The organism is Arthrobacter sp. NQ7 (assembly GCF_029581595.2).
Classification (GTDB): Bacteria; Actinomycetota; Actinomycetes; order Actinomycetales; family Micrococcaceae; genus Arthrobacter; species Arthrobacter phenanthrenivorans_B.
On the sequence record NZ_JARFXU020000013.1, the window covers coordinates 12,499 to 31,695 of the forward strand.

The following is a 19,197-nucleotide window of genomic DNA, read 5'->3' on the forward strand; positions in this document are numbered from 1 at the left end:
GCCTATTGAGAGTGCCTTGCAACTGTCACCAGTAGTAAGTACTCACTTTTGGCCGCCTCAATCCCGTGCCAAGGCAAGTACAGGGATTACCCGCGCCGGCCGGTATTAGGTATAGGGGATGCGTTCTTTCAGCGGTTTTAGGTATAGGGGATGGTTTTCCGGAAAATAGTGATTTCCGGCTGCCGGCACCCCCCAAGCCGGAAAAGTATCAATTTCCGGTAGTGAAAGTGCCGCATTGCGCGCTATATTCAATCCTTACCGGTCGACGCCTGCACTGGGGAGCGGCGCAAGGCCGCGTATCGCCATTGCTGGAAGCGGTCTCCTTCGTCGATGATTGGGGACGCCATGCCGCTTGTAGGCCGCCGCAAGGAACTGGACCGCATCCTGTCCGTCATCCGCGGGCCCAAGGACACAGCACTGGCGGTGGCCGGCCCCCAGGGCGTGGGCAAGACCGCCCTCCTGTCCGCGATCCCCACCCTCTCCAACAACCGGAGCATTGTCCTGCACGCCGCCGCAGCGGAATCAGGCTGGCCGCTGTCCGGGCTGACAGCGCTCCTGAACGAGATGGACGATCCCGTCCTCAACCGGATCGCCGGCAGCCTCCCCGGCAAAGACGCCCAGGACCTGCCGGCGGCCGCCGGCATGCTGCTCACCGGCCTGCGGCAGCGGCTGTCACCCCGCACCGTCATCGTGATCGACGACGCCGACCGGATGGATCCCGCCAGCCAGGCGGTCATCGGGTTCCTGGCCCGGCGGCTGGCAGGCACGGACACGGTCCTGTTCGCCGGCCTGCGGAACGACCATCCCGGCGGCCCCTTCGGCGGCCTGCCCACCCTGAGGCTGGGCCCGCTCAGCTTCAGCGACACCGTCAGGATGCTTGAAAGCATGGCACCCAGGCGGATCACGACGGCGGCGGCCCAGGCGGTTGCCGCGGCTGCCGGCGGAAACCCGCTTGCCGCCGTCGAACTTCACGCCCAGCTTGTGGAAAAGCACGCCGGAGGCCGTTCCGCGCTGCCCTTCCCGCTGCCGGCCAGCGGCAGCTTTGACGCAGGGTTCGCGGCGCAGGTGGCGATGCTGTCACCCGGTCCCCGCCATGTCCTGGACCTCCTGGCACTCTCCCGCCACACCGACATCTCTGCCATCTCCAGGACGTGCGGTGGTGCATGGACGTGGGTGGACGGGCTGCTGGCTGCCGGCCTGGTGAAACGGTCAGGACCCCATGTCGGCATCGTGGACCAACTCCTTCGGGAATATATTTTCCGGTCCATGGCGCCCGCTGAACGCCTCGCCGGGCACCGGGAAATGGCGGCGGCAGCAGACGGCAACGCCCCCCACGCCCGGACCTGGCACCTGAGTTTCACCGAGGCCCGGCCCCAGATGCCGCTCCAGCTGCTGCGGCACGCCAGGGACCTGGCCGGGGAGGGTGAAGTGCCGATGGCGCTGGAGTATGTCGAGCGGGCCCTGGCGATCGATGCCGACCACGCCGGAACCGCGGCAGAGCTTGCCGGCATAGCGGAGCTGCTGTTCAGCCGCGGCGAATTTGCCTACGCCCGCCGCTACCTGGAGTGGGCGCAGCGGCTAACCCCCGATCCAGCGCTGATCCTGCGGCTGGCCGGCTTGGACTTCGAGATCCAGTTCGCCCAGGGCGCTGCGGTGCGGTCCAGCGCACTGCTTCGCCTCGTGAAGGAGTTCGGCCGGCATGATCCCGAATACTCGGCCGGGCTGCTGGCAACCGGCGCCTGTTACTACGCCGAACGGTGGGAGCTGCAGGTAGCCTCGGAGGTACTGCAGGCATCAGCGGACGTGCTGCGCCTGGCCGGCGACGGCTCCGCAGCCGCCCAGCACGGGGCCATGGCCCGGCAGGCCGGGCTGTTGATGGATGTCATCGGCGGTGGCACGGCCGACCCGGCCCGCAAGGATGGACACCGCGGCGCCGCCCGTGCCCAGGGTCTCCTAGTGTCTGCCCGGGCCCTCACCTACGCGGAGCGCTACGACGGCGCCCGGGAAGCCTTCGCCCTGCTCCGCAATTCCAGCGGACCGGGCTCCGCCATCTGGCAGCACGCCGCAGCCATCCTGGCAGTCGACAACGAGATCCGTGCCGGGAACGACCGCAGGGCGGTCCGGCTGATCGATGACCTGGAACTGTCGGAACCGGACCTGCAGTACCACCGCGGGATGCGGCACCTGTTCCGGGTCTGGCGCGCCCACTCCGTTGGTGACGAAGGGCAGGCGCGTGTCGCGGCCGCAGAGGCGCTCCGGTATGCCGGCGGGGAAGACCACCCGGCGCTCACGGCACAGCTTGCTGCCTGCCAGGGCCATTTCGCGCTGCTGCGCGGTGACCTGGCGGAGTCGGTCGCGCAGCTGTCCAGGGCCGCCGAGACAGGCAGCCGGTTTGGCAACCCCACCCTCCTGCGCTCCGGGCCGGACCTGGTGGAAGCTCTCATCCGCCTGGGCCGCCACCAGGAAGCCACCCAGGCGCTCCTTCACCTTGAGGCCCGCTCCGCGGGGCTGCGTTCTCCGTGGCTTGCGATGGCCGTGGCAAGGAGCCGCGCCATGCTTGCGGACGGTGAACAGTCGCTGCAGCTGTTCCGCGAGGCACTCGAAGGCAGAAGCCCGCACACGCTGGAACGGGCCAGGACGCTGATGTGCTATTCCGAGCGGCTGCACGCCTTCGGCAGGCTGCGTGATGCGCGCGATGCGCTGCTCCGGGCCAAAGTGTTGTTCGACGAGGCAGGGGCGGATGCGTGGACCCAGCACCTGGATTCGCTCCTGCTGGACGAGCGGATGGAACCTGCCAGCCCGCAGGGCAATCCGGCCCTGCTGCTGCTGTCGGAGCATGAGCGCGCCCTCGCCAGGATGGTGGCGCGCGGCATGCGCAACAAGGAAATCGCCGGGACCCTGTACGTTTCCGTGCGTACGGTGGAAGTCCGCCTTACCGCCATCTACCGCAAGCTCGGCGTCGAGTCCCGGGCACAGCTGACCGCCCTTGCTGCGGGCAAGGGAACCAAGGCACCCGAGCCCTACGTCCTGCCCGTTTTGTAGGCTGCATGGCCGGGCACCGCAGGTAACCGCAGTTCCCGCACTTTTCCCCTGCAGGGCAGGCGAAACGCCTGTGCGGCATCGCCAAACCCGGAGGCGGACCGCTAATTTTGCAGCAGGCTGGGGCACCGGATGACGCGGAAAGGGACAGCCATGGCAGCAGTACCGGCGGGCAGGGCGGGTGCATGAGCGAGCTCATCCTCGTCAGTGCCACGGGCCTTGCCCGGGAAGTGCTGGCAATGGTCCGCGGCAGCGGCCAGTACGACGTGGTGGGCCTGCTCGATGATGACCGGGAACTGGCGGGTGTTACGGTGGACGGCGCCCCTGTCCTGGGCAAGATCGAAGACGCCAAGAAGTATCCCCATGCCCTGATGCTCGTCTGCCTCGAGTCCCCCACTGCCCGGGAAGCCACGGTACAGCGCCTGGGTGTGCTCGGCCTGGGGGAAACCCGTTATGCCACGGCGATCGACCCCACCGTGCAGTACCCGGAGGGATGCCATGTGGGGAGGGGAAGCATCCTGCTCCGGAACGTGGTGCTTACAGCGTCCGTTACCCTGGGCTGCCATGTGGTGGCGATGCCCTCGGTGAGCTTCAGGTACGACGTCGACGTGGCAGATTTTGCCACCTTTGCCGCGGGTGTTTCCCTGGGCGGCGGAGTCCGCATTGGCCGGGCCGCCTCCCTCGGCATGAATTCGAGCGTCCGGGAGCATATCTCGGTGGGGGCTTACGCCACCGTGGGAATGGGTGCCGCTGTCCTGAGCAATGCGGCGGACGGACAAACCTGGGTAGGGGTTCCGGCGCGCGAGGTCGACGGCGGCGTCTTCAGCCTGGACGACGCCTCCTGAACGGGCCGGAGCCCGCTACGCGGCAGTGCCGAAGAACAGCTCCGCCACGGCGGCCAGGCGCAGGGGGTCTTCCACGCCGCACAGCTCGCGGGCTGAGTGCATGGAGAGCAGCGGCACGCCCACGTCCACGGTCCGGATCCCCAGCCGGGTGGCCGTCAGCGGACCGATGGTGGAGCCGCAGGGCACCACGTTGTTGGAAACGAACTCCTGGAACGGCACGCCTGCTTCCCGGCAAAGGCGGGCCCAGAATGCGGCTCCGGGGGCGTCGGTGGCGTAGCGCTGGTTGGCGTTGATCTTCAGGAGGGGGCCACCGTTCAGCACCGGGTGGTTGGCGGGGTCGTGCCGCTCGGGATAGTTGGGGTGCACGGCGTGCCCGGCGTCGGCAGAGAGGCAGAACGACGCCGACAGGGCCTGCCGCCGCTGGCCCGCCGTGGCACCCAGGCCGTCGGAGATGCGCACCAGCACGTCCTCAAGGAGGGGACCGCACGCACCCGAGCGTGAGTTGGAGCCGATTTCCTCGTGGTCGAACGCGGCGAGCACCGCAATGGGGCCACCGGCCGGCGCGGATCCGGAATGGGCGGCCAGTGCCGCCAGCCCGGCGTGCGTGGCCGAAAGGTTGTCCAGCCGCCCTGATGCGAAGAGCTCCCCCTTGCCCCCGAAAACCGCCGGTGCCTGCGTGTCTGCCATAACGACGTCGTACCCGCCGATCTGCCCCGGGTCGACGGACGCACCGGCGACCGCGGACGCCAGGACGCCCAGCAGGTCCGATTCGGCGGGGTTCCCGAGGCCCCACACGGGGTTCATGTGGCGTTGCTTGTCCAGCGTGAGTCCCTCATTCACGGCCCGGTCCAGGTGGATGGCCAGCTGGGGGAAGCGCAGCATGGGGCCGGTCGCCGTGAGGTGTTCCGTGCCGTCGAGCATCACCAGCCGGCCCGCGAGCCGCAGCTCGCGGTCCAGCCAGGAGTTCAGCAGGGGCCCGCCGTAGATTTCCACCCCGGCCTGCAGCCAGCCGTGCGCGCCGGTGGTGGGCTTCGGCTTGAGTTTGAACGTGGGCGAATCGGTGTGGGCGCCGAGGATATTGAACCCCGTGGTTGGTCCCGCGCCGTCCGGGACCACCCACGCGATCAGGGCGCCGTCGCGGATGATGAAGAAGGATCCGGGCCCGCCTTCCCACGGCTGCAGCTCATCCAGGCGGGTGAAGCCCGCTTCCTCCAGCCGCCGGCCGCCCTCGTGGGCGGCGTGGAAGCTCGACGGCGACGCGCTGACATAGGCGCCAAGGTCCTGGATGTGGTCTGCGGCAGAGGAAGGCAAAGGCATGGTCCCGAGTCTAGCGCCGGCCCTACTCCGCGGGTGCCGGTGCAGCCTCCGTGGCCGGCACCTCCTGGCGGGCGGCTGCAGCACCCTTCCGGCGGTAGCGCAGCACGCCCATCGCGACCACCACGGCGGCCAGCGCCAGGGACAGCAGCAGGGACTCCCGGGTGGACTCCACGATGACCATACCGATCAGGAGCGCCACGATGCTGATGATGGCGGCCCAGGTGAGGTACGGGAAGAGCCACATCTTCAGCTGCAGGTCCTTGGCCGCGGCGCCCATGCGGCGGCGCAGGACCAGCTGGGAGGCGGAGATGACCAGCCAGACGAACAGGGCGATCGCACCCGAAGTGTTCACCAGGAAGAGGAACACGGTGTCCGGGGCGATGTAGTTCAGGCCCACGGTGATGAAGCCGACCACCGTGGAGGCGAGCACGGCTGCGGCCGGGACGCCGCGGCGGGAGATGCGGGTCCAGGAGCGGGGTGCGTCACCGCGGGTGGAGAGCGAGAAGAGCATGCGGCTTGCGGTGTACAGGCCGGAGTTGAGGCAGGAGAGCACGGAGGTCAGGACCACGACGTCCATGATGGTTCCGGCGCCGGGGATGCCGAACAGTTCGATGACGGCCACGTAGGGGCTCTTGGCTACGGAGGCCGAGTTCCACGGAAGCAGGGTGACCACCACGGCGATGGAGCCGATGTAGAAGACGAGGATGCGCCAGACGGTGGATTTCACGGCCTTCTTGACGGCGTCGACCGGGTTTTCGGATTCGCCGGCTGCGATGGTGGCGATCTCGGCGCCGAAGAAGGAGAAGACAACCACCAGGATGCCGGCCAGGACAGCGCCGGGACCGTTGGGCATGAACCCGCCGTTGTTGACCAGGTTGCTCAGGCCGGGCGCCGGAACGCCGGGGATGAGGCCCAGGATGGCGGCGGCGCCGAAGATGAGGAAGAGGACGATCGCCGCCACCTTGATGGATGCGAACCAGAACTCGAACTCGCCGTAGGACTTGACCGAACCCAGGTTGGTCAGCGTCAGCAGCACCATGAGGACCAGTGCCCAGACCCACTGGTCGATGCCCGGCACCCAGCGGTGCATGATGGCAGCACCGGCGGTGGCTTCAATGCCCAGGACGATGATCCAGAACCAGGCGTAGAGCCAGCCGATGCTGAACCCTGCCCAGCGCCCCAGTGCCTTGTCCGCATAGGTGGAGAAGGATCCCGTTTCCGGGTTGGCCGCGGCCATCTCGCCCAGCATCCGCATCACCAGGATGACCACCAGGCCGGCGGCTGCGTACGCGATGAGGATGCCCGGGCCGGCCTGCTGGATTGCCGCCCCCGAGCCGACAAAGAGGCCCGCCCCAATGACGCCGGCGATGGCGATCATGGAAAGGTGCCTGGGTTTCAGGGACTTTGAAAGTTGCTGGTCAGCATGCATGGAAGCGCCGTCCTGTTGGGGAAATAGCAGAGGTTGAGCGACGTGCCTTGGCGACCACCGGCGGACCGTGTGATGCACCACATCGTCGTTTCACCCTAGGTCCGCCATTATGCGCCCTGCTTTGTGCAGTCCAACAGACCTGGTTGCGGCGAACAGGACGGCACTCCAAGCAGAGACCATCAGAGGCAATGAAAGTTGCCTGTCAGGCATATTTGTAATGTGCCTGAAACCACGCGGCGAGCCACGTGCCCGGCCTGGCCACATGGCTCCCCGACGTGCTGGACCTATACGTCGCGCCGTTTCAGCAGGATGGCGGCGAGCAGCACGGGCACCACCACCCAGCCGCCAAGGACCAGCCCGGCCTGCCACGCTTCCAGGGTGTCCGGGACGTGCTGGGCGGCCGTCAGGGGTTCGACGGTGTTGCCGGGAAGGTACTTGCGGGCTTCCTTGAAGAAATCCCCGGGGATGAGCTGGAACGCGATGGGGGCCACGAAGAAGATGCCCACCAGGCTCATGATGCCGCCGGCCGAGTTGCGCAGCAGCGTGCCCAGGGCCATGCCGATGGCGGCCACGGCTGCCACGTAGATGCTGTTGACCAGGAGCAGCTTGACCGACTGTGAGCTGCCCAGGTCCAGGGCGAGGCCGTAGTTGTCCAGGATGGGTACGGCAGCGAGGCCGGCCACCCAGGTGGATACGGCGGTCACCACGAAGGACGTCACCATCACCACCACCAGCTTGGCTGCGAAGGCGGGAAGACGCTTGGGCACGGCCGCAAAGGTGGACCGGGCCATGCCCGTGGTGAATTCGGAACTCATCAGCAGGACGCCAAGGGACCCCAGGATCAGCTGGGCGAAGGCGATGCCCGAGGTGGGCACGCTGATGGCAAGGTCGCCGCCCTGGGATGCCATCCGGGCAGCGGCCTGCGGATCCCGGGTGGCGGCATCCGCGAACTGGCCCGTTCCCCAGGCAGACAGTGCGCCGAACCCGACCATCACAGCGGCGGTGGAGGCGAGCAGTATCAGCGTGGACAGGAGGCTGCGGAACTTGATGATTTCCGAGTTGAGGACCCGGAAAAACGTGGGGCCGGCCAGGGAACGTGCGCCGCGGGGATTGCGTGGGCCCGGGGCGGAGGCAGGTTCGGGGGAGGACGTTGATTCGGTGGTCAGGGAGCTCATTACTTGGTTACCTCCGCGGCGGGCAGGGAGTGGTATTCGACGTCGTCCTTGGTCAGTTCCATATAGGCCTCCTCGAGGCTGGCCACGAGCGGGGTGAGCTCGTAGACCATGACGTGGTTTTCAAGTGCTGCCGCGGCAATGGCCCTGGGCTCCAGGCCCGTCACCTCGAGAAGTTCGCGGTCGGGAACCTCGATGGTTGCACCCCGTGTGGCCAGCAGCTGGCGGAGCCGTTCCGGTTCGTCGGTGCGCACCCGGACCCGGGACCGGCCCTGGCCGCTGATGATGTCGTGGATCGGCGCATCGGCAATCACCTTGCCCCGCCCGATGACGATCAAATGGTCAGCCGTCTGTGCCATCTCGCTCATCAGGTGGCTGGAGAGGAATACCGTCCGGCCCTGCCCGGCGAGGTACCGCACCAGGTTCCGGACCCAGACCACGCCCTCCGGGTCCAGGCCGTTGACCGGTTCATCGAGGATGAGGGTCTGCGGATCTCCCAGCAGGGCCGCAGCAATGCCGAGCCGCTGTCCCATGCCCAGTGAGAAGCCGCCCGCCTTCTTGCGCGCCACCGCTTCCAGTCCCGTCATCTCGATGACCTCGTGCACCCGGGTTTTGGGGATGCCGTGGGTGGCGGCCATGGCCAGCAGGTGGTTGTAGGCGCTGCGGCTGGTGTGCACGGCCTTGGCCTCGAGCAGGGCACCCACCTCGCGCAGGGGTGCCTTGTGCCGGACGTAGGGCAGGCCGTTCACGGTGACGGATCCCGCCGTCGGCCGGTCGAGTCCCATGATCATGCGCATGGTGGTTGACTTGCCGGCCCCGTTGGGGCCCAGGAAACCCGTGACTTGCCCTGCCCGGACGGTGAAACTGACACCGGCCACGGCGGTCTTGGTGCCGTAGACCTTGGACAGTCCGTTTGCCTCGATCATGAATGGTCCTTTGGACGGCAGCGCGCGGCTGCACACGTTGGAATGGTGGAAAAACAGGTCGGTGGAATACCCTTCCCACGCTATCGAGCCGGCAACGGCTTTTCGCCCGTCTCAGGGATGATTCAGGGGAGAATCAGGGTATTTCCGCGGGTGCCCCGTCCCCAAGGTCCGGCGGGTCAGCGGCGCGGGGAGTAATACGTCAGTGCGTGCGGCCGGACCGTGTAGGAGACACTGCGGACGCCGGCCAAGGCTTCCCCGTCGACTGCCAGCGCCATGGGTGCGCCGCCGGCGTCGATCCTGACCTCCCTGGCCTCGCGGAGATGGGTGATCCGGGAGGTGGCAACCGTTCCGGTGAGGACGGCCCACAGCAACCGGAGCCGGGCAAAGGATTCGTCAGCGGTGATGAGGCGGACATCAAGTACGCCGTCGTCCATTACGGGCCGGATCAGGGGAGCATGGTCGCGGGGGTAATAGCGGCCCCGGCCCAGGTACGCGATCCACACCTTGTGCCGGACGCCGTCCACGTTCAGGGTGATGGGGGTTCCTGCGGCAAAGGTCCGGAACATGGCGACGACGCCGGCCAGTGGCTTGCCCAGCGCGGGTTGCAGGTGTTCCCGCCGCCTGACGAAGTTCGGGTAGATGCCGATGCTGGAAGTGTTGAGCATTGCCAGTTCCGCGACTTCCGGAGCTCCGGCCAGCCCCCGTTCCACCGTGACAAGTCCGATGTCCGCCAGGGCGGCTTCGCCTTCGTTTGCAGCCTCCGCGGCATCCTTCAGGCTCCCCGTTCCGGCATCCCGGGCAAAATGGTTGAGGGTCCCGCCGGGGAGGACCAGGAGGGGCATGGAACGTTCGACGGCGGCCGCGGCCGCTGCGCCGACGGTCCCGTCACCTCCCCACACACCGAGGGCCCGGGTTCCGGGATGGTCGGCGGTCGCCTTGATGCGCGCCACCAGGTCCTCATCAGGCTGGACGGTATTTATATGCGCTTTGGGAAATACTTCCTGGAGTGCGGCAGCCGTTTCTTCTTTGAAGGAGCCGCCCAGGGTGTTGACCACGATGCTGAGCCCCTCCCCGCCTGGCACCGCAGGGGCTGTTGTCCACGCCCGCGTTGTCTGCGGGATAGGCGGGCGTACGGGCCACCAGTGACGGGTCACGAGCGCGGCGCCGGCCCCGATGGCCGAGCCGAACAGAACATCGGTTGGCCAATGCGCACCGGTGTGCACCCGGGAGTAGGCAACCCCGGCCGCGGCCGGGGCAACGGCAAGCCCGAGCGCGGGACGCACCAGTCCCACCCCCACCGCGAACGCCACGGCGGACGCCGAGTGCCCGGACGGCATGGACGAACTTGTGGGCTGCGGGTGCACGAACCGGAAGACCGGCAGGTGTTCCGGCAACGGCCGGGTACGGGGGAGCAGGGTCTTGAAGACCACATTGGTGACCGCGGATGCCACACCTTGGGCAATCAGGCCGTGGAGGGCCGCCCTGCGCGTCTTTCCGGGAAACAACGCCAGCACAGCGGCAGTCCCCATCCAGAGCTTGCCGTTGTTGGCGGAGGCGGAAAGCCGCCGGAAAAACGTGTCGTGGTTGCCGCCTGGAAGGTTCGAAACATGCCGTAAGAGGTATCTATCAACCCGGCTGATCCAGCTCCTGCCCCGGGGCTTCATGCTTTGCATGTGTTCACCCTATCCCCGGGCTTAGTTCCCGCCGGGCCGCGACTCCCTGTTTGCGGGTTCCTGGGTTGCAGGCTCCCGGCTGGGCGTTTCGGGGGCAACACTGAGGGGCCGGGCCGCACCGGCCAGCAGCAGCGCAACCACGATGGGAAACATGATTGCCAGCAGGGCGGTGTGGATGCCGATGAGATCACCCAGGTACCCCAGCAGTGGCGGCCCCGCAAGAAACGATATATACCCCAAAGTGGATACAACGGAAACGCGCGCCGCCGAGTGGCGGGGATCATCCGATGCTGCGGACATGCCCATAGGAAAGGCAAGGGCCGCCCCCACGCCCCACAGCGCGGCACCTACGCCGGCGAGCCAGATATTGGGTGCCAGCACAAAGAGACCAAGGCCGGCCGCAGCTGCTGCCATGCTGGCCCGGAGCACCACGACGCGGCCGTACTTGTCGATCACCCGGCCGCCGAGGAACCGCATTGCCGTCATGGCCAGGACGAACAGGGCGAACATGAGTGCCCCGGTGGACTCGGATGTACCGAGCCCGTCCACGGAAGCCTTCGCAATCCAGTCGTTGCCCGCTCCTTCCGTCAGGGTTGCCCCCAGCACCACCACGCCGATGAGCAGCGTCCTGCCATCGCGCCAGGCGGACGGCCCCTTGGCGGGCTTCGGCTCCCCTGCAGCCGGCGCGGTTGACAGGTGGGGAAGGAAATAGCGGGGGGCAGTGAGGGCCACCAGCACAACGACGCCGGCGATGACCAGCAGGTGCACGGGAAGGTCCACGCCCAGGGTGGACAGTCCGGCGCCGACCAAGGCGCCCACGAACGCTCCGCCGCTGAAGGCCGCATGGAACTGCGGCATGATGGTGCGCCGAAGCTTGTGTTCCACATCGGCGCCTTCAATGTTCTGCGCCACGTCCCATAGCCCGATGCCGATGCCGAAGAAGAACAGGGACACCGCCGTCCCGGGAATCGATACAGCCGAAAGGGAAAGGGCGATGCCGACGCCGGCAGCGGCAGCCAGCATTCCGGCAGACCGGACCGTATTGGCGGTGCCGATCCTCCCAACGACCAGGCCGGCCGTGGGAAGGGCAAGGAGGGAGCCGACGGCAGTGCACAGCAGCAGCGTGCCCATTTGGCCGGAGGTGATCTGGAGGGTCTGGGTGACAGCGGGGATGCGGGCGGCCCAACTGGCAAAGACAAGCCCGTTGATGCCAAAAACCACGAACGTGGCGGTGGCAGCGGCGTTCAGCCCCGCGTGCTCGTCTGTACCAGTGTTGATGCTCATACGTTCACTACTTCCACAGAAAATTTGTCGAGTTCAGCTTTGTCGTGCCCACTGAGTTGCCTGTCCGTGACGATGGTGTCCACCCGGTCCAGGCCGGCGACGAGCACCCGGGCAGTCGCATGCCATTTGGCTGCGGAGGCCGCCACCACAACGCGGCCGGCGGACTGCAGGCCCGCACGTTTGACCGCGGCATCGTCCAGGTCGTGGGCCAGCAGGCCGTCCTGGAAGTCCATGGCGCAGGGCGTGACAATGGCGGTGTCGAAGCGGAGGGACCTGATGTTCGATTCGGCGAGGGGTCCCCGGAAGGAGAACTCACCGGGCATGACGCTGCCGCCGGGCAGCAGCAGGGACGGCCGCGGGCCTCCGGTGCCGTCGCCCTGGGCAGCAGCATTGAGCGCCTGCAGGGACATGGGCATCAGCGTCAATTCGCGGCCGGATAAGGCCCTGGCTACCTCCGTCGCTGTGCTTCCGCTGTCCAGCCAGACGTGTTCCCGGTCCGCCACCAGGCCGGCGACGGCGGCGGCGATACGGGCCTTTGCGTCACGCTCCTCCAGCTCGCGCTGGCCGTAACCGGGGTTCTGCCCTTGGCCGATCAGGCTCCTGGCACCGCCGTGGACCCGGCGGAGGACGCCGTGGCCTGCGAGTATCTCGAGGTCGCGGCGGATGGTGGCGCCGGAGGCGGCGCAGGCCTGCATCAGCTCTTCCACAGTGGCGCCCGACTGGCGCCGCAGGATCTCGGCGATAGTCCGGTGCCGCTCATCCGTCTTCATGAGCAAACGATATCAAGTATTGATCATTTGATCATTACTTGATCAGCTGTCAGCGGGCCCGCTGAACCCGCTGCTCGTCCCAGACCGGCTCCGCCGATTCGTACACCTTCCCGTCGGAGCCAAAGACGAGGAACCGGTCGAAGGTGCGCGCAAACCAACGGTCGTGGGTCACCGCAAGGACCGTTCCCTCGAAGTGGTCGATGGCCCGCTCCAGCGCTTCCGCGGAATGCAGGTCCAGGTTGTCCGTGGGCTCGTCCAGCAGGAGCAGCGTGGCGCCACTGAGCTGGAGCAGGAGGATCTGGAACCGTGCCTGCTGTCCACCGGACAGGGATTCATACTTTTGTTCCGACTGCCCGGCAAGGCCGTAACTGTCCAGGGCTCCTGCGGCGGCTTCCCGGCCCAGTCCGGACCGGTGTTCATCGCCGCGGTGCAGGATTTCCAGCAGCGTCTTTCCCAGCAGGTCGGGACGGACGTGGGTCTGGGCAAAGAACCCAGGGCGGATCCGGGCGCCGAGCTTGACGGTTCCCTCGTGCGGCACCTCCGCTATGTCCACATCCGATACGGGCAGGTGTTCACGTTCGGGGTCCGTGCCGCCGGTGGCGAGCAGCCGCAGGAAGTGGGATTTGCCGGACCCATTGGAGCCGAGCACGCCCACGCGGTCACCGAACCACACCTCGGTGGAAAACGGCTTCATGAGCCCGGTCAGCTCCAGCCGCTCCGCCACGATGGCACGTTTTGCCGTGCGGCCGCCCTTGAGCCGCATCTGCACGTTCTGTTCGATGGGCAACGCCTCCGGGGGTCCTGCCTCAAGGAACTTGGCCAACCGGGTCTGTGCGGCGTGGTAGCGGTTGGCCATGTCCGAGCGGAACGCGGCCTTGTTCTTGTACATGTTGACGAGTTCCTTGAGCTTGATGTGCTCCTCGTCCCAGCGCTTGCGCAGTTCCTCGAAGCGCGCGTTCCGGTCCGCCCGCGCCTCCACGTAGGAACCGAAACCGCCGCCGTGGATCCAGGCCGCGGCTCCATTGATCCCAGGCTCCAGCGTGACGATGCGGCCGGCGGCGTTGTTCAGCAGTTCCCGGTCGTGGCTGATGAAGAAGACTGTCTTTTTCGACTCATTCAGCTTCTCCTCGAGCCAGCGCTTGCCCGGCACGTCCAGGTAGTTGTCCGGCTCGTCCAACAGCAGCAGGTCGTCAGGGCCGGCAAACAGTGCCTCCAGCACCAGGCGCTTTTGCTCCCCGCCCGAAAGGCTCGACGCCGGCCGGTGCTGTGCGCGGTCGTAGGGGAGTCCCAGCGCTGCCATGCAGACCTCGTCCCACACGGTTTCGACGTCGTACCCGCCGGCGTCCCCCCAGTCCACGATGGCCTGGGCATACCGCATCTGGGTGGGTTCGTCGTCGTGCTCCATCATGGCCAGCTCGGCCTCGGCGACCTCGCGGGCAGCGGCGGCCAATGCCGGGGGAGCGGCGGAAACCAGGAGGTCCCGGACACTGGAATCATCCCGGACCTGGCCCACGAACTGGCGCATGATGCCCATGGTGCCCGAACGCCCAACAACGCCCTCGTCCGGGACCAGGTCCCCTGCAATGATCCGGAACAGGGTGGTCTTGCCAGTCCCGTTGGGCCCGATCAGGGCGGTCTTGGTGCCGTCCGGAACCTTGAAGGTCACGCCGTTCAGGAGCTGGGTGCCGTCGGAGAGGAAGTAGTCGATGCCGGAAACGTCAATATGGGCCACGACGTCAATCCTCCCATGCCCGTACCTACCCGGCGGCGGTGAGGAACTGCTTCAGCAGCGGTCCGGAAGTGGTGGCACCGAGGCCACCGTCCTCCACGAAGACGGCAACGGCGAGGTCGCCGTGCACGGCCACGATCCAGGCGTGCGTCTTGGGCGGATTTTCGGTACCGAACTCGGCGGTTCCGGTCTTGGCGCCCACCGGCGCCCCGGGGACGCTGGACAGGAAGCCCGCGTGTCCGGAGGTCACTACGGCGCGCATCATGTCTGCCAGCGACGCCGCCTCCGCCGCGGTGATGGGCTTGTCCGACGCCGTCGATGGGGCTTCGGCAGTGGCGGTGGCTGAGGGTTCGGCTGCTGGAGCCGTGGATCCCGCGGTGGTCCCGGCGGCGGGAGCTCCGGCGTCGGGATTAAGGACCAGCTGCGCCGAGACCGGCGCACCCTTGGCTACGGAGCCGGCCATGATGGCCGCGGCCAGCGGGGAGAGGAGCACCTTGCCCTGGCCGATCATGGATGCTGCGTGTTCGGTCCCTTCGGCCTTGCCCGGGACGGAGCCCAGGAAGGCTTCGGCCCCGAGTTTGGGCGCTTCCACAGCCACGCCCATGGAAGTGGCGGCAGCTTCGAGCTGGGCCTGCGATACGGCGTCCCGCTGCGAGATGAATGCGGTGTTGCAGGAGTGCGCGAAGGCATCCCGCAGGGTGACCGCTCCCAGGGAGGATTCCGGATAGCCTTCCGAGTTCTTGAAGGTCCGGCCGTCCACGGTGAGCGTTGGGGTGCACTGGACGGTCGAGTCGGGCGTCATGCCGTTGCGGAACATCGCCAGCGAATCCACCATTTTGAAGATGGAACCGGGCGCGTACTGCCCCAGCATGGCCGTGTTGTACCCGTTGCTGCCAGGTCCGGATGCTGCTGCCAGCACAGCGCCGGTGGAGGGCCTGATGGCCACGATGGCTGAGGCCGGGCCCACGCCCTCCAGGGTGCTCTCCGCCAGGGTCTGCAGCCGTGGATCCAGCGTGGTCTTCAGGGGTGTTCCGGGTTTGGGTTCCACCTGGAAGAGGACGCGCCGGGGGTCCGTGCCTGCGGACTGGATCTGTTCGCGGGTGAGGTCGGCGCGCTGTGCCCGGATGACGACGGCGTCCGATCCGCGCAGCTGTTTGTCATACTGCTGCTGCAGGCCGCCGATGCCGGTGACATCGCCGGCGGCCAGCACACCGTTGGAGGCGTCGATCTGCTCGGCGGTGGCTTCCCCCACGGATCCGAGCACTGCACGGGCAAATGTCCGCGACGGGGCGAGCGGAATGGATGCCGGTATGCCGCGCGCGCCAGGGATGGCCTGGATCTGCTCATCGGTGATGGTGCGGCCTTCCTGGCGCAGCGTGATCGCAGATACAAAGGCCTGGGCACCGGCTGCCTTGACCTGCTGAACGTAGCCTGCCGGGTCCACGCCCACCAGCGCGGCCAATTTGCCTGCCGAATCGGCGGGGTCGGCTCCGCCCAGCTGGGGTTTGTCTATTCCGACGTTGACCACGGGGCGGTAAGTCACCAGCGGGACGTCTCCGGCGCCGAGGATGTCGGCGCGCTGGGGTGACTGGGATCCTTTGGTGACGATTTCACTGTCCGCGAGCCCGGGCGCCAGCATGGCCGGGTCCCAGACGGTGAGCCATTTGTCACCGGACTTCCTGAAGTTCGCCGCGATGGTGTACTTCCATTCGGCGTCGCCGAACTTCCAGGTGTAGTTCAAGGGGGCCGAGGCTTTGTCCCCGTCCAGGGTGAGGCTGCCCGCCTCAACCTGGGGCTTTTGCGGATCAAGGCCGGCGAAGACCTGGTGCAGCTGGTCGTTGGCCGCGGCGGCGTCCTTGCCCTCAAATGCCACGGAACCTACGTCCAGTGCCGAGACGGCGCCTGCCAGCTGCTGTGCTGCGGCTTCCGCCCCGGACTTTCCGTCATCGCAGGCCACCAGCGAGGTTCCAAGAATGAGCACAGCTATGGCAAGCGAAAATTTTGTTGTGTTCCCCATGGCGCCATTATCCCCCGGCCCGGGCACCTGCAGCGCCATCCCGGCTCCGGGGCGGCAGGCGGGAGAAGCAGGGCGGGGTGGTACCGCCTAGTCCAGTCCCAGGTCCGGGACCGGGAGCTTGAAGACGTCCTTCAGGGCGTACGTAGCAGCGTGCAGCCCCGGCATGCCCGTCACTCCGGGGCCCGGCGGCGTGGACGAAGAACACAGGTAGACGCCCAGCAGCGGAGTCCGCCACGGCACGGGGGACACCACGGGCTTCTGGATAAGGCCCCGGACGTCCATGATGCCGGCGCTGAAATCGCCTCCGATGTAGTTGCGGTTGTACTGCGCCAACTCCGCTGCCGTGACGGCATGTGAGTCCACCACAAGGTCGCGGAAACCCGGTGCGAAGCGTTCGAGCTGCGCCGCAACCTCGTTGGTCATGTCCCTGCTCGAGCCCGCGGGGACATGGCAGTAGGTCCAGAGCGTGTGCCGGCCTTGGGGTGCACGGCTGGAGTCGTAGCGCGAAGGCTGGGCGACAAGAACGTAGGGCCGGTCAGGGTGGCGGCCGGCGCTGACCTCGTTTTCGGAGCGTGCCAGCTCCGCCCGCGTGCCGCCCACGTGGACGGTGCCGGCGTCGGAAAGTCCCTGGCCCTGCCATGGCACTGGCCCGGACAGGATGAAATCCACCTTGCAGGAGCCGTTGCCGTAGCGGAAACGCTCCAGTGCGCGCCGGTAATGGCCGGGAAGGGATTCCCCTGCCATGTCCAGCAGGCCCTTGGGCGCAACGTCCAGCAGTGTGGCGCGGGTGGCCGGCAGCCCCTCCAGCCGGTCTACCGGGGTTTCCGTGTGGATGACCCCGCCGTGGGCGCGGATGTCGTCCGCGAGTGCCGCCGCGATCGTGGCAGAGCCGCCGCGGGGGATGGGCCAGCCGGCGGCGTGCCCCAAGGCGCCGAGCATGAGACCGGCCCCGGATGCCGCCAGGGAGGGCAAATGGGACACGGCGTGGGCGGCCACTCCGCTGAGGAGTGCAGGCGCAAGTTCCTCCTTGAACCTTGCGTTCCACAGTCCGGTCCCCTGTTCGAGGGTGCGCAGCCCGTACACCGCCGCCGCCAGGGGATTCCGCGGGATCCGCAGGAGCTGGTTCTGGGTGAAATCCATGACGTCGTCGATGTGCCGCACCAGCGGTTCCATCAACCGCCGGTAAGCCGGCCCGTCCTGGCCCAGTTCAGCCGCCGTCCGCTCCAGTGACCTGAAGGCCAGTGCTGCACGGCCGCCGTCCAGCGGGGAACCGAAGGACACTTCCGGGGTCACCAGGTCCACCCGGCGGGGGAGCTCGAAGGCGCGGAAGAACGGGGATGCCAGGGCCATGGGGTGGACTGCCGAGCAAACGTCGTGGAAGTGCCCGGGCTGCATCAGCTCGGAGGTGCGTGTTCCGCCGCCGATGGTTGCTGCGGCCTCGAAGACTTCCACTGAGAGGCCTGCCCGTGCCATGACCACCGCGGCCGCAAGTCCATTGGGTCCGGAACCTACTACCGCCACATCAGGCATTGGACCTGGCTTTCGGGATCAGGGATGCGGGGCGCCGCCAAGGCTTTAGCCGGACCCGGTCCGGTGCACCTGCAAAGGGTCCGCCGTGGGGGTCGTCAAGATGGTGGCGGCGGATGGGGTCAAAGGCAGGGTCGTAGATATCACGGGCAACGCGGGCCATGAGATAGGCCACCGCGGCCATGTGTGCGGCCACGGCCAGGACGTAGTAGGGCATGTCCAGGTTGTGCTGGGAGGAACCTGCGCTGGTCACCTGTCCAAGGTACATCCAGATAGCAGCCCAATGCAGGGCTTCGATGCCTTGCCAGACGAGGAAATCCCGCCATCGGGGCCTGGCCAGGGCAAGCAGCGGGATCAGCCACACCACATACTGCGGCGAGTAGACCTTGCTGGTAAGGATGAAGGCCGCAACCACCAGGAAAGCGAGCTGCGCCAGGCGGGGCCGGCGGGGAGCGGTCAGGGCCACGGCGGCGATGCCGGCACATGCCGCCACGAACAAGCCACCGGACAACCAGCTGACGGCGTCCGCCCCCAACCCGGCCCACCCCAGCCTGCCGGCCACCAGGTTGTAGGCGAACCAGGCCGAGCTGTAGCCGGCGCCGCGTTCAGCGCTGTACTGGAAAAAGAAGGCCCACCCGGACGGGTTGGCGGCGGCAAAGGGCAGGTTGACCAGCACCCAGGCAGCGGCCGCGCTGCCCCCGGTCACCAGCAGGGGGCGCCACCGTCCCGTGCGCACGGCAAGCAGCAGGATGGCCCCGAGGACCAGCACGGGATACAGCTTGGTGGCGGTTGCCAGGCCGATCAGGACTCCGGCGGCAACCAGCCGCTGCCGGGCAAAAAGGTACATGCCCACGGCCAGCAGGCACGCAGCCCAAAGGTCCCAGTTGATGCTTCCGGCAAGTATGATCCCCGGGGCCACGGCCACCATGGCGGCATCCCAGGGACGCCGTCCGGGCATCCGCGCAGTCATCAGCACAGCCACCATGGCAACTGCCGCCAGCAGCACGGTGTTGATGTCGAAGTAGGCAAGGGCCCGGGCATCAGCATCCCCACCCGGCACCAGCCAGGCCGTCACCCCTGCAATCAAACCGATGAGGACCGGGTACTCGAACTGGCTGCCGCTGCCAAGGACGGGAAAGATTCCCGATGCCAGGCCGCGGTTGCGGAACAGTTCGGGGAAATCCGAGTAGCAGGTGGCGTAGAACTGGGTGGGCGTTTCCCAGCCGTTGGCCCGGCAGTATCCCTTCAGCAGGATGCCCACGAGTGCTGCCAGTGCCGTGAGCAGGATCAGCACGCGCTCAACGGTGAACATGCCGGGGGAGACCACGCCGGGATCCGTCCTGGCCCCCAATGGGCCACCGACCAGTTCGGTGAAATTCCGCAGCAGGGTATCGCTGCGGCTGGGCACCACGATTCGGGGCCGTCGTCCGTCTTCCGGCGGCTGGGTCTCGTGCATGGCATCGAGCTTA

General features: G+C 67.4%; 13 protein-coding genes. 2 read left to right on the plus strand and 11 right to left on the minus strand.

What is annotated here, in order from left to right:
* The first annotated feature begins 345 nt into the window (after positions 1-345).
* Together PUN71_RS14210 and PUN71_RS14215 are read left to right on the plus strand one after the other, a co-directional pair.
* Positions 346-3,042 (plus strand): helix-turn-helix transcriptional regulator, encoded by a 2,697-nt coding sequence (locus PUN71_RS14210; RefSeq protein ID WP_277798928.1) that lies wholly within the window; start codon positions 346-348, stop codon positions 3,040-3,042.
* A gap of 182 nt (positions 3,043-3,224) precedes the next feature.
* Positions 3,225-3,884: a PglD-related sugar-binding protein gene (locus tag PUN71_RS14215; protein ID WP_043448537.1), complete on the plus strand. Its 660-nt coding sequence runs from the start codon at positions 3,225-3,227 to the stop codon at positions 3,882-3,884.
* A 15-nt stretch (positions 3,885-3,899) separates the two neighbouring features.
* Here the strand turns inward: PUN71_RS14215 and PUN71_RS14220 are convergent, their stop codons facing one another.
* From PUN71_RS14220 to PUN71_RS14270, 11 genes are all read right to left on the minus strand, one after another.
* Positions 3,900-5,201 carry a M18 family aminopeptidase gene (locus PUN71_RS14220; protein WP_277798929.1) on the minus strand — a complete coding sequence of 434 codons (1,302 nt, stop codon included), beginning with the start codon at positions 5,199-5,201 and terminating at the stop codon, positions 3,900-3,902.
* Between the two features lie 22 nt (positions 5,202-5,223).
* A complete protein-coding gene (locus PUN71_RS14225; protein ID WP_043448543.1) occupies positions 5,224-6,630 on the minus strand; it encodes an amino acid permease in 1,407 nt (468 codons plus the stop codon).
* A gap of 284 nt (positions 6,631-6,914) precedes the next feature.
* A complete protein-coding gene (locus PUN71_RS14230; protein WP_277798930.1) occupies positions 6,915-7,805 on the minus strand; it encodes an ABC transporter permease in 891 nt (296 codons plus the stop codon).
* Positions 7,805-8,728, minus strand: a complete 924-nt coding sequence (locus PUN71_RS14235; RefSeq protein WP_043448548.1) for an ABC transporter ATP-binding protein — start codon at positions 8,726-8,728, stop codon at positions 7,805-7,807. Before PUN71_RS14235 ends, PUN71_RS14230 begins: the two co-directional genes overlap by 1 nt.
* 176 nt (positions 8,729-8,904) lie before the next feature.
* Positions 8,905-10,401 carry a bifunctional phosphatase PAP2/diacylglycerol kinase family protein gene (locus tag PUN71_RS14240; RefSeq protein ID WP_277798931.1) on the minus strand — a complete coding sequence of 499 codons (1,497 nt, stop codon included), beginning with the start codon at positions 10,399-10,401 and terminating at the stop codon, positions 8,905-8,907.
* Between the two features lie 21 nt (positions 10,402-10,422).
* Entirely contained in the window at positions 10,423-11,685 is a 1,263-nt protein-coding gene (locus tag PUN71_RS14245; RefSeq protein WP_277798932.1) for an MFS transporter, read from the minus strand.
* The gene (locus tag PUN71_RS14250; protein WP_277798933.1) at positions 11,682-12,455 is read right to left on the minus strand and encodes a DeoR/GlpR family DNA-binding transcription regulator; all 774 of its coding nucleotides are present in this window, start codon (positions 12,453-12,455) and stop codon (positions 11,682-11,684) included. Before PUN71_RS14250 ends, PUN71_RS14245 begins: the two co-directional genes overlap by 4 nt.
* Before the next feature lie 49 nt (positions 12,456-12,504).
* Positions 12,505-14,187, minus strand: coding sequence for an ATP-binding cassette domain-containing protein (locus PUN71_RS14255; protein WP_277798934.1), 1,683 nt, complete (start codon positions 14,185-14,187; stop codon positions 12,505-12,507).
* Positions 14,188-14,212: 25 nt separating this feature from the next.
* Positions 14,213-16,201, minus strand: a complete 1,989-nt coding sequence (locus tag PUN71_RS14260) for a penicillin-binding transpeptidase domain-containing protein (RefSeq protein WP_277798935.1) — start codon at positions 16,199-16,201, stop codon at positions 14,213-14,215.
* An 87-nt stretch (positions 16,202-16,288) separates the two neighbouring features.
* Positions 16,289-17,731 (minus strand): phytoene desaturase family protein, encoded by a 1,443-nt coding sequence (locus tag PUN71_RS14265; protein ID WP_277798936.1) that lies wholly within the window; start codon positions 17,729-17,731, stop codon positions 16,289-16,291.
* Positions 17,724-19,184: a glycosyltransferase family 87 protein gene (locus PUN71_RS14270; protein WP_277798937.1), complete on the minus strand. Its 1,461-nt coding sequence runs from the start codon at positions 19,182-19,184 to the stop codon at positions 17,724-17,726. The genes PUN71_RS14265 and PUN71_RS14270 overlap by 8 nt, the downstream gene beginning before the upstream one ends.
* Positions 19,185-19,197 lie beyond the last annotated feature (13 nt).

Bases quoted from the DNA above. Each gene is read 5' to 3' on its own strand.
- PUN71_RS14265 (WP_277798936.1), bottom strand. From the start codon at position 17,731: ATGCCTGATGTGGCGGTAGTAGGTTCCGGACCCAATGGACTTGCGGCC.
- PUN71_RS14215 (WP_043448537.1), top strand. From the start codon at position 3,225: ATGAGCGAGCTCATCCTCGTCAGTGCCACGGGCCTTGCCCGGGAAGTG.
- PUN71_RS14225 (WP_043448543.1), bottom strand. From the start codon at position 6,630: ATGCATGCTGACCAGCAACTTTCAAAGTCCCTGAAACCCAGGCACCTT.
- PUN71_RS14235 (WP_043448548.1), bottom strand. From the start codon at position 8,728: ATGATCGAGGCAAACGGACTGTCCAAGGTCTACGGCACCAAGACCGCC.
- PUN71_RS14260 (WP_277798935.1), bottom strand. From the start codon at position 16,201: ATGGGGAACACAACAAAATTTTCGCTTGCCATAGCTGTGCTCATTCTT.
- PUN71_RS14270 (WP_277798937.1), bottom strand. From the start codon at position 19,184: ATGCACGAGACCCAGCCGCCGGAAGACGGACGACGGCCCCGAATCGTG.
- PUN71_RS14220 (WP_277798929.1), bottom strand. From the start codon at position 5,201: ATGCCTTTGCCTTCCTCTGCCGCAGACCACATCCAGGACCTTGGCGCC.
- PUN71_RS14240 (WP_277798931.1), bottom strand. From the start codon at position 10,401: ATGCAAAGCATGAAGCCCCGGGGCAGGAGCTGGATCAGCCGGGTTGAT.
- PUN71_RS14230 (WP_277798930.1), bottom strand. From the start codon at position 7,805: ATGAGCTCCCTGACCACCGAATCAACGTCCTCCCCCGAACCTGCCTCC.
- PUN71_RS14245 (WP_277798932.1), bottom strand. From the start codon at position 11,685: ATGAGCATCAACACTGGTACAGACGAGCACGCGGGGCTGAACGCCGCT.
- PUN71_RS14210 (WP_277798928.1), top strand. From the start codon at position 346: ATGCCGCTTGTAGGCCGCCGCAAGGAACTGGACCGCATCCTGTCCGTC.
- PUN71_RS14250 (WP_277798933.1), bottom strand. From the start codon at position 12,455: ATGAAGACGGATGAGCGGCACCGGACTATCGCCGAGATCCTGCGGCGC.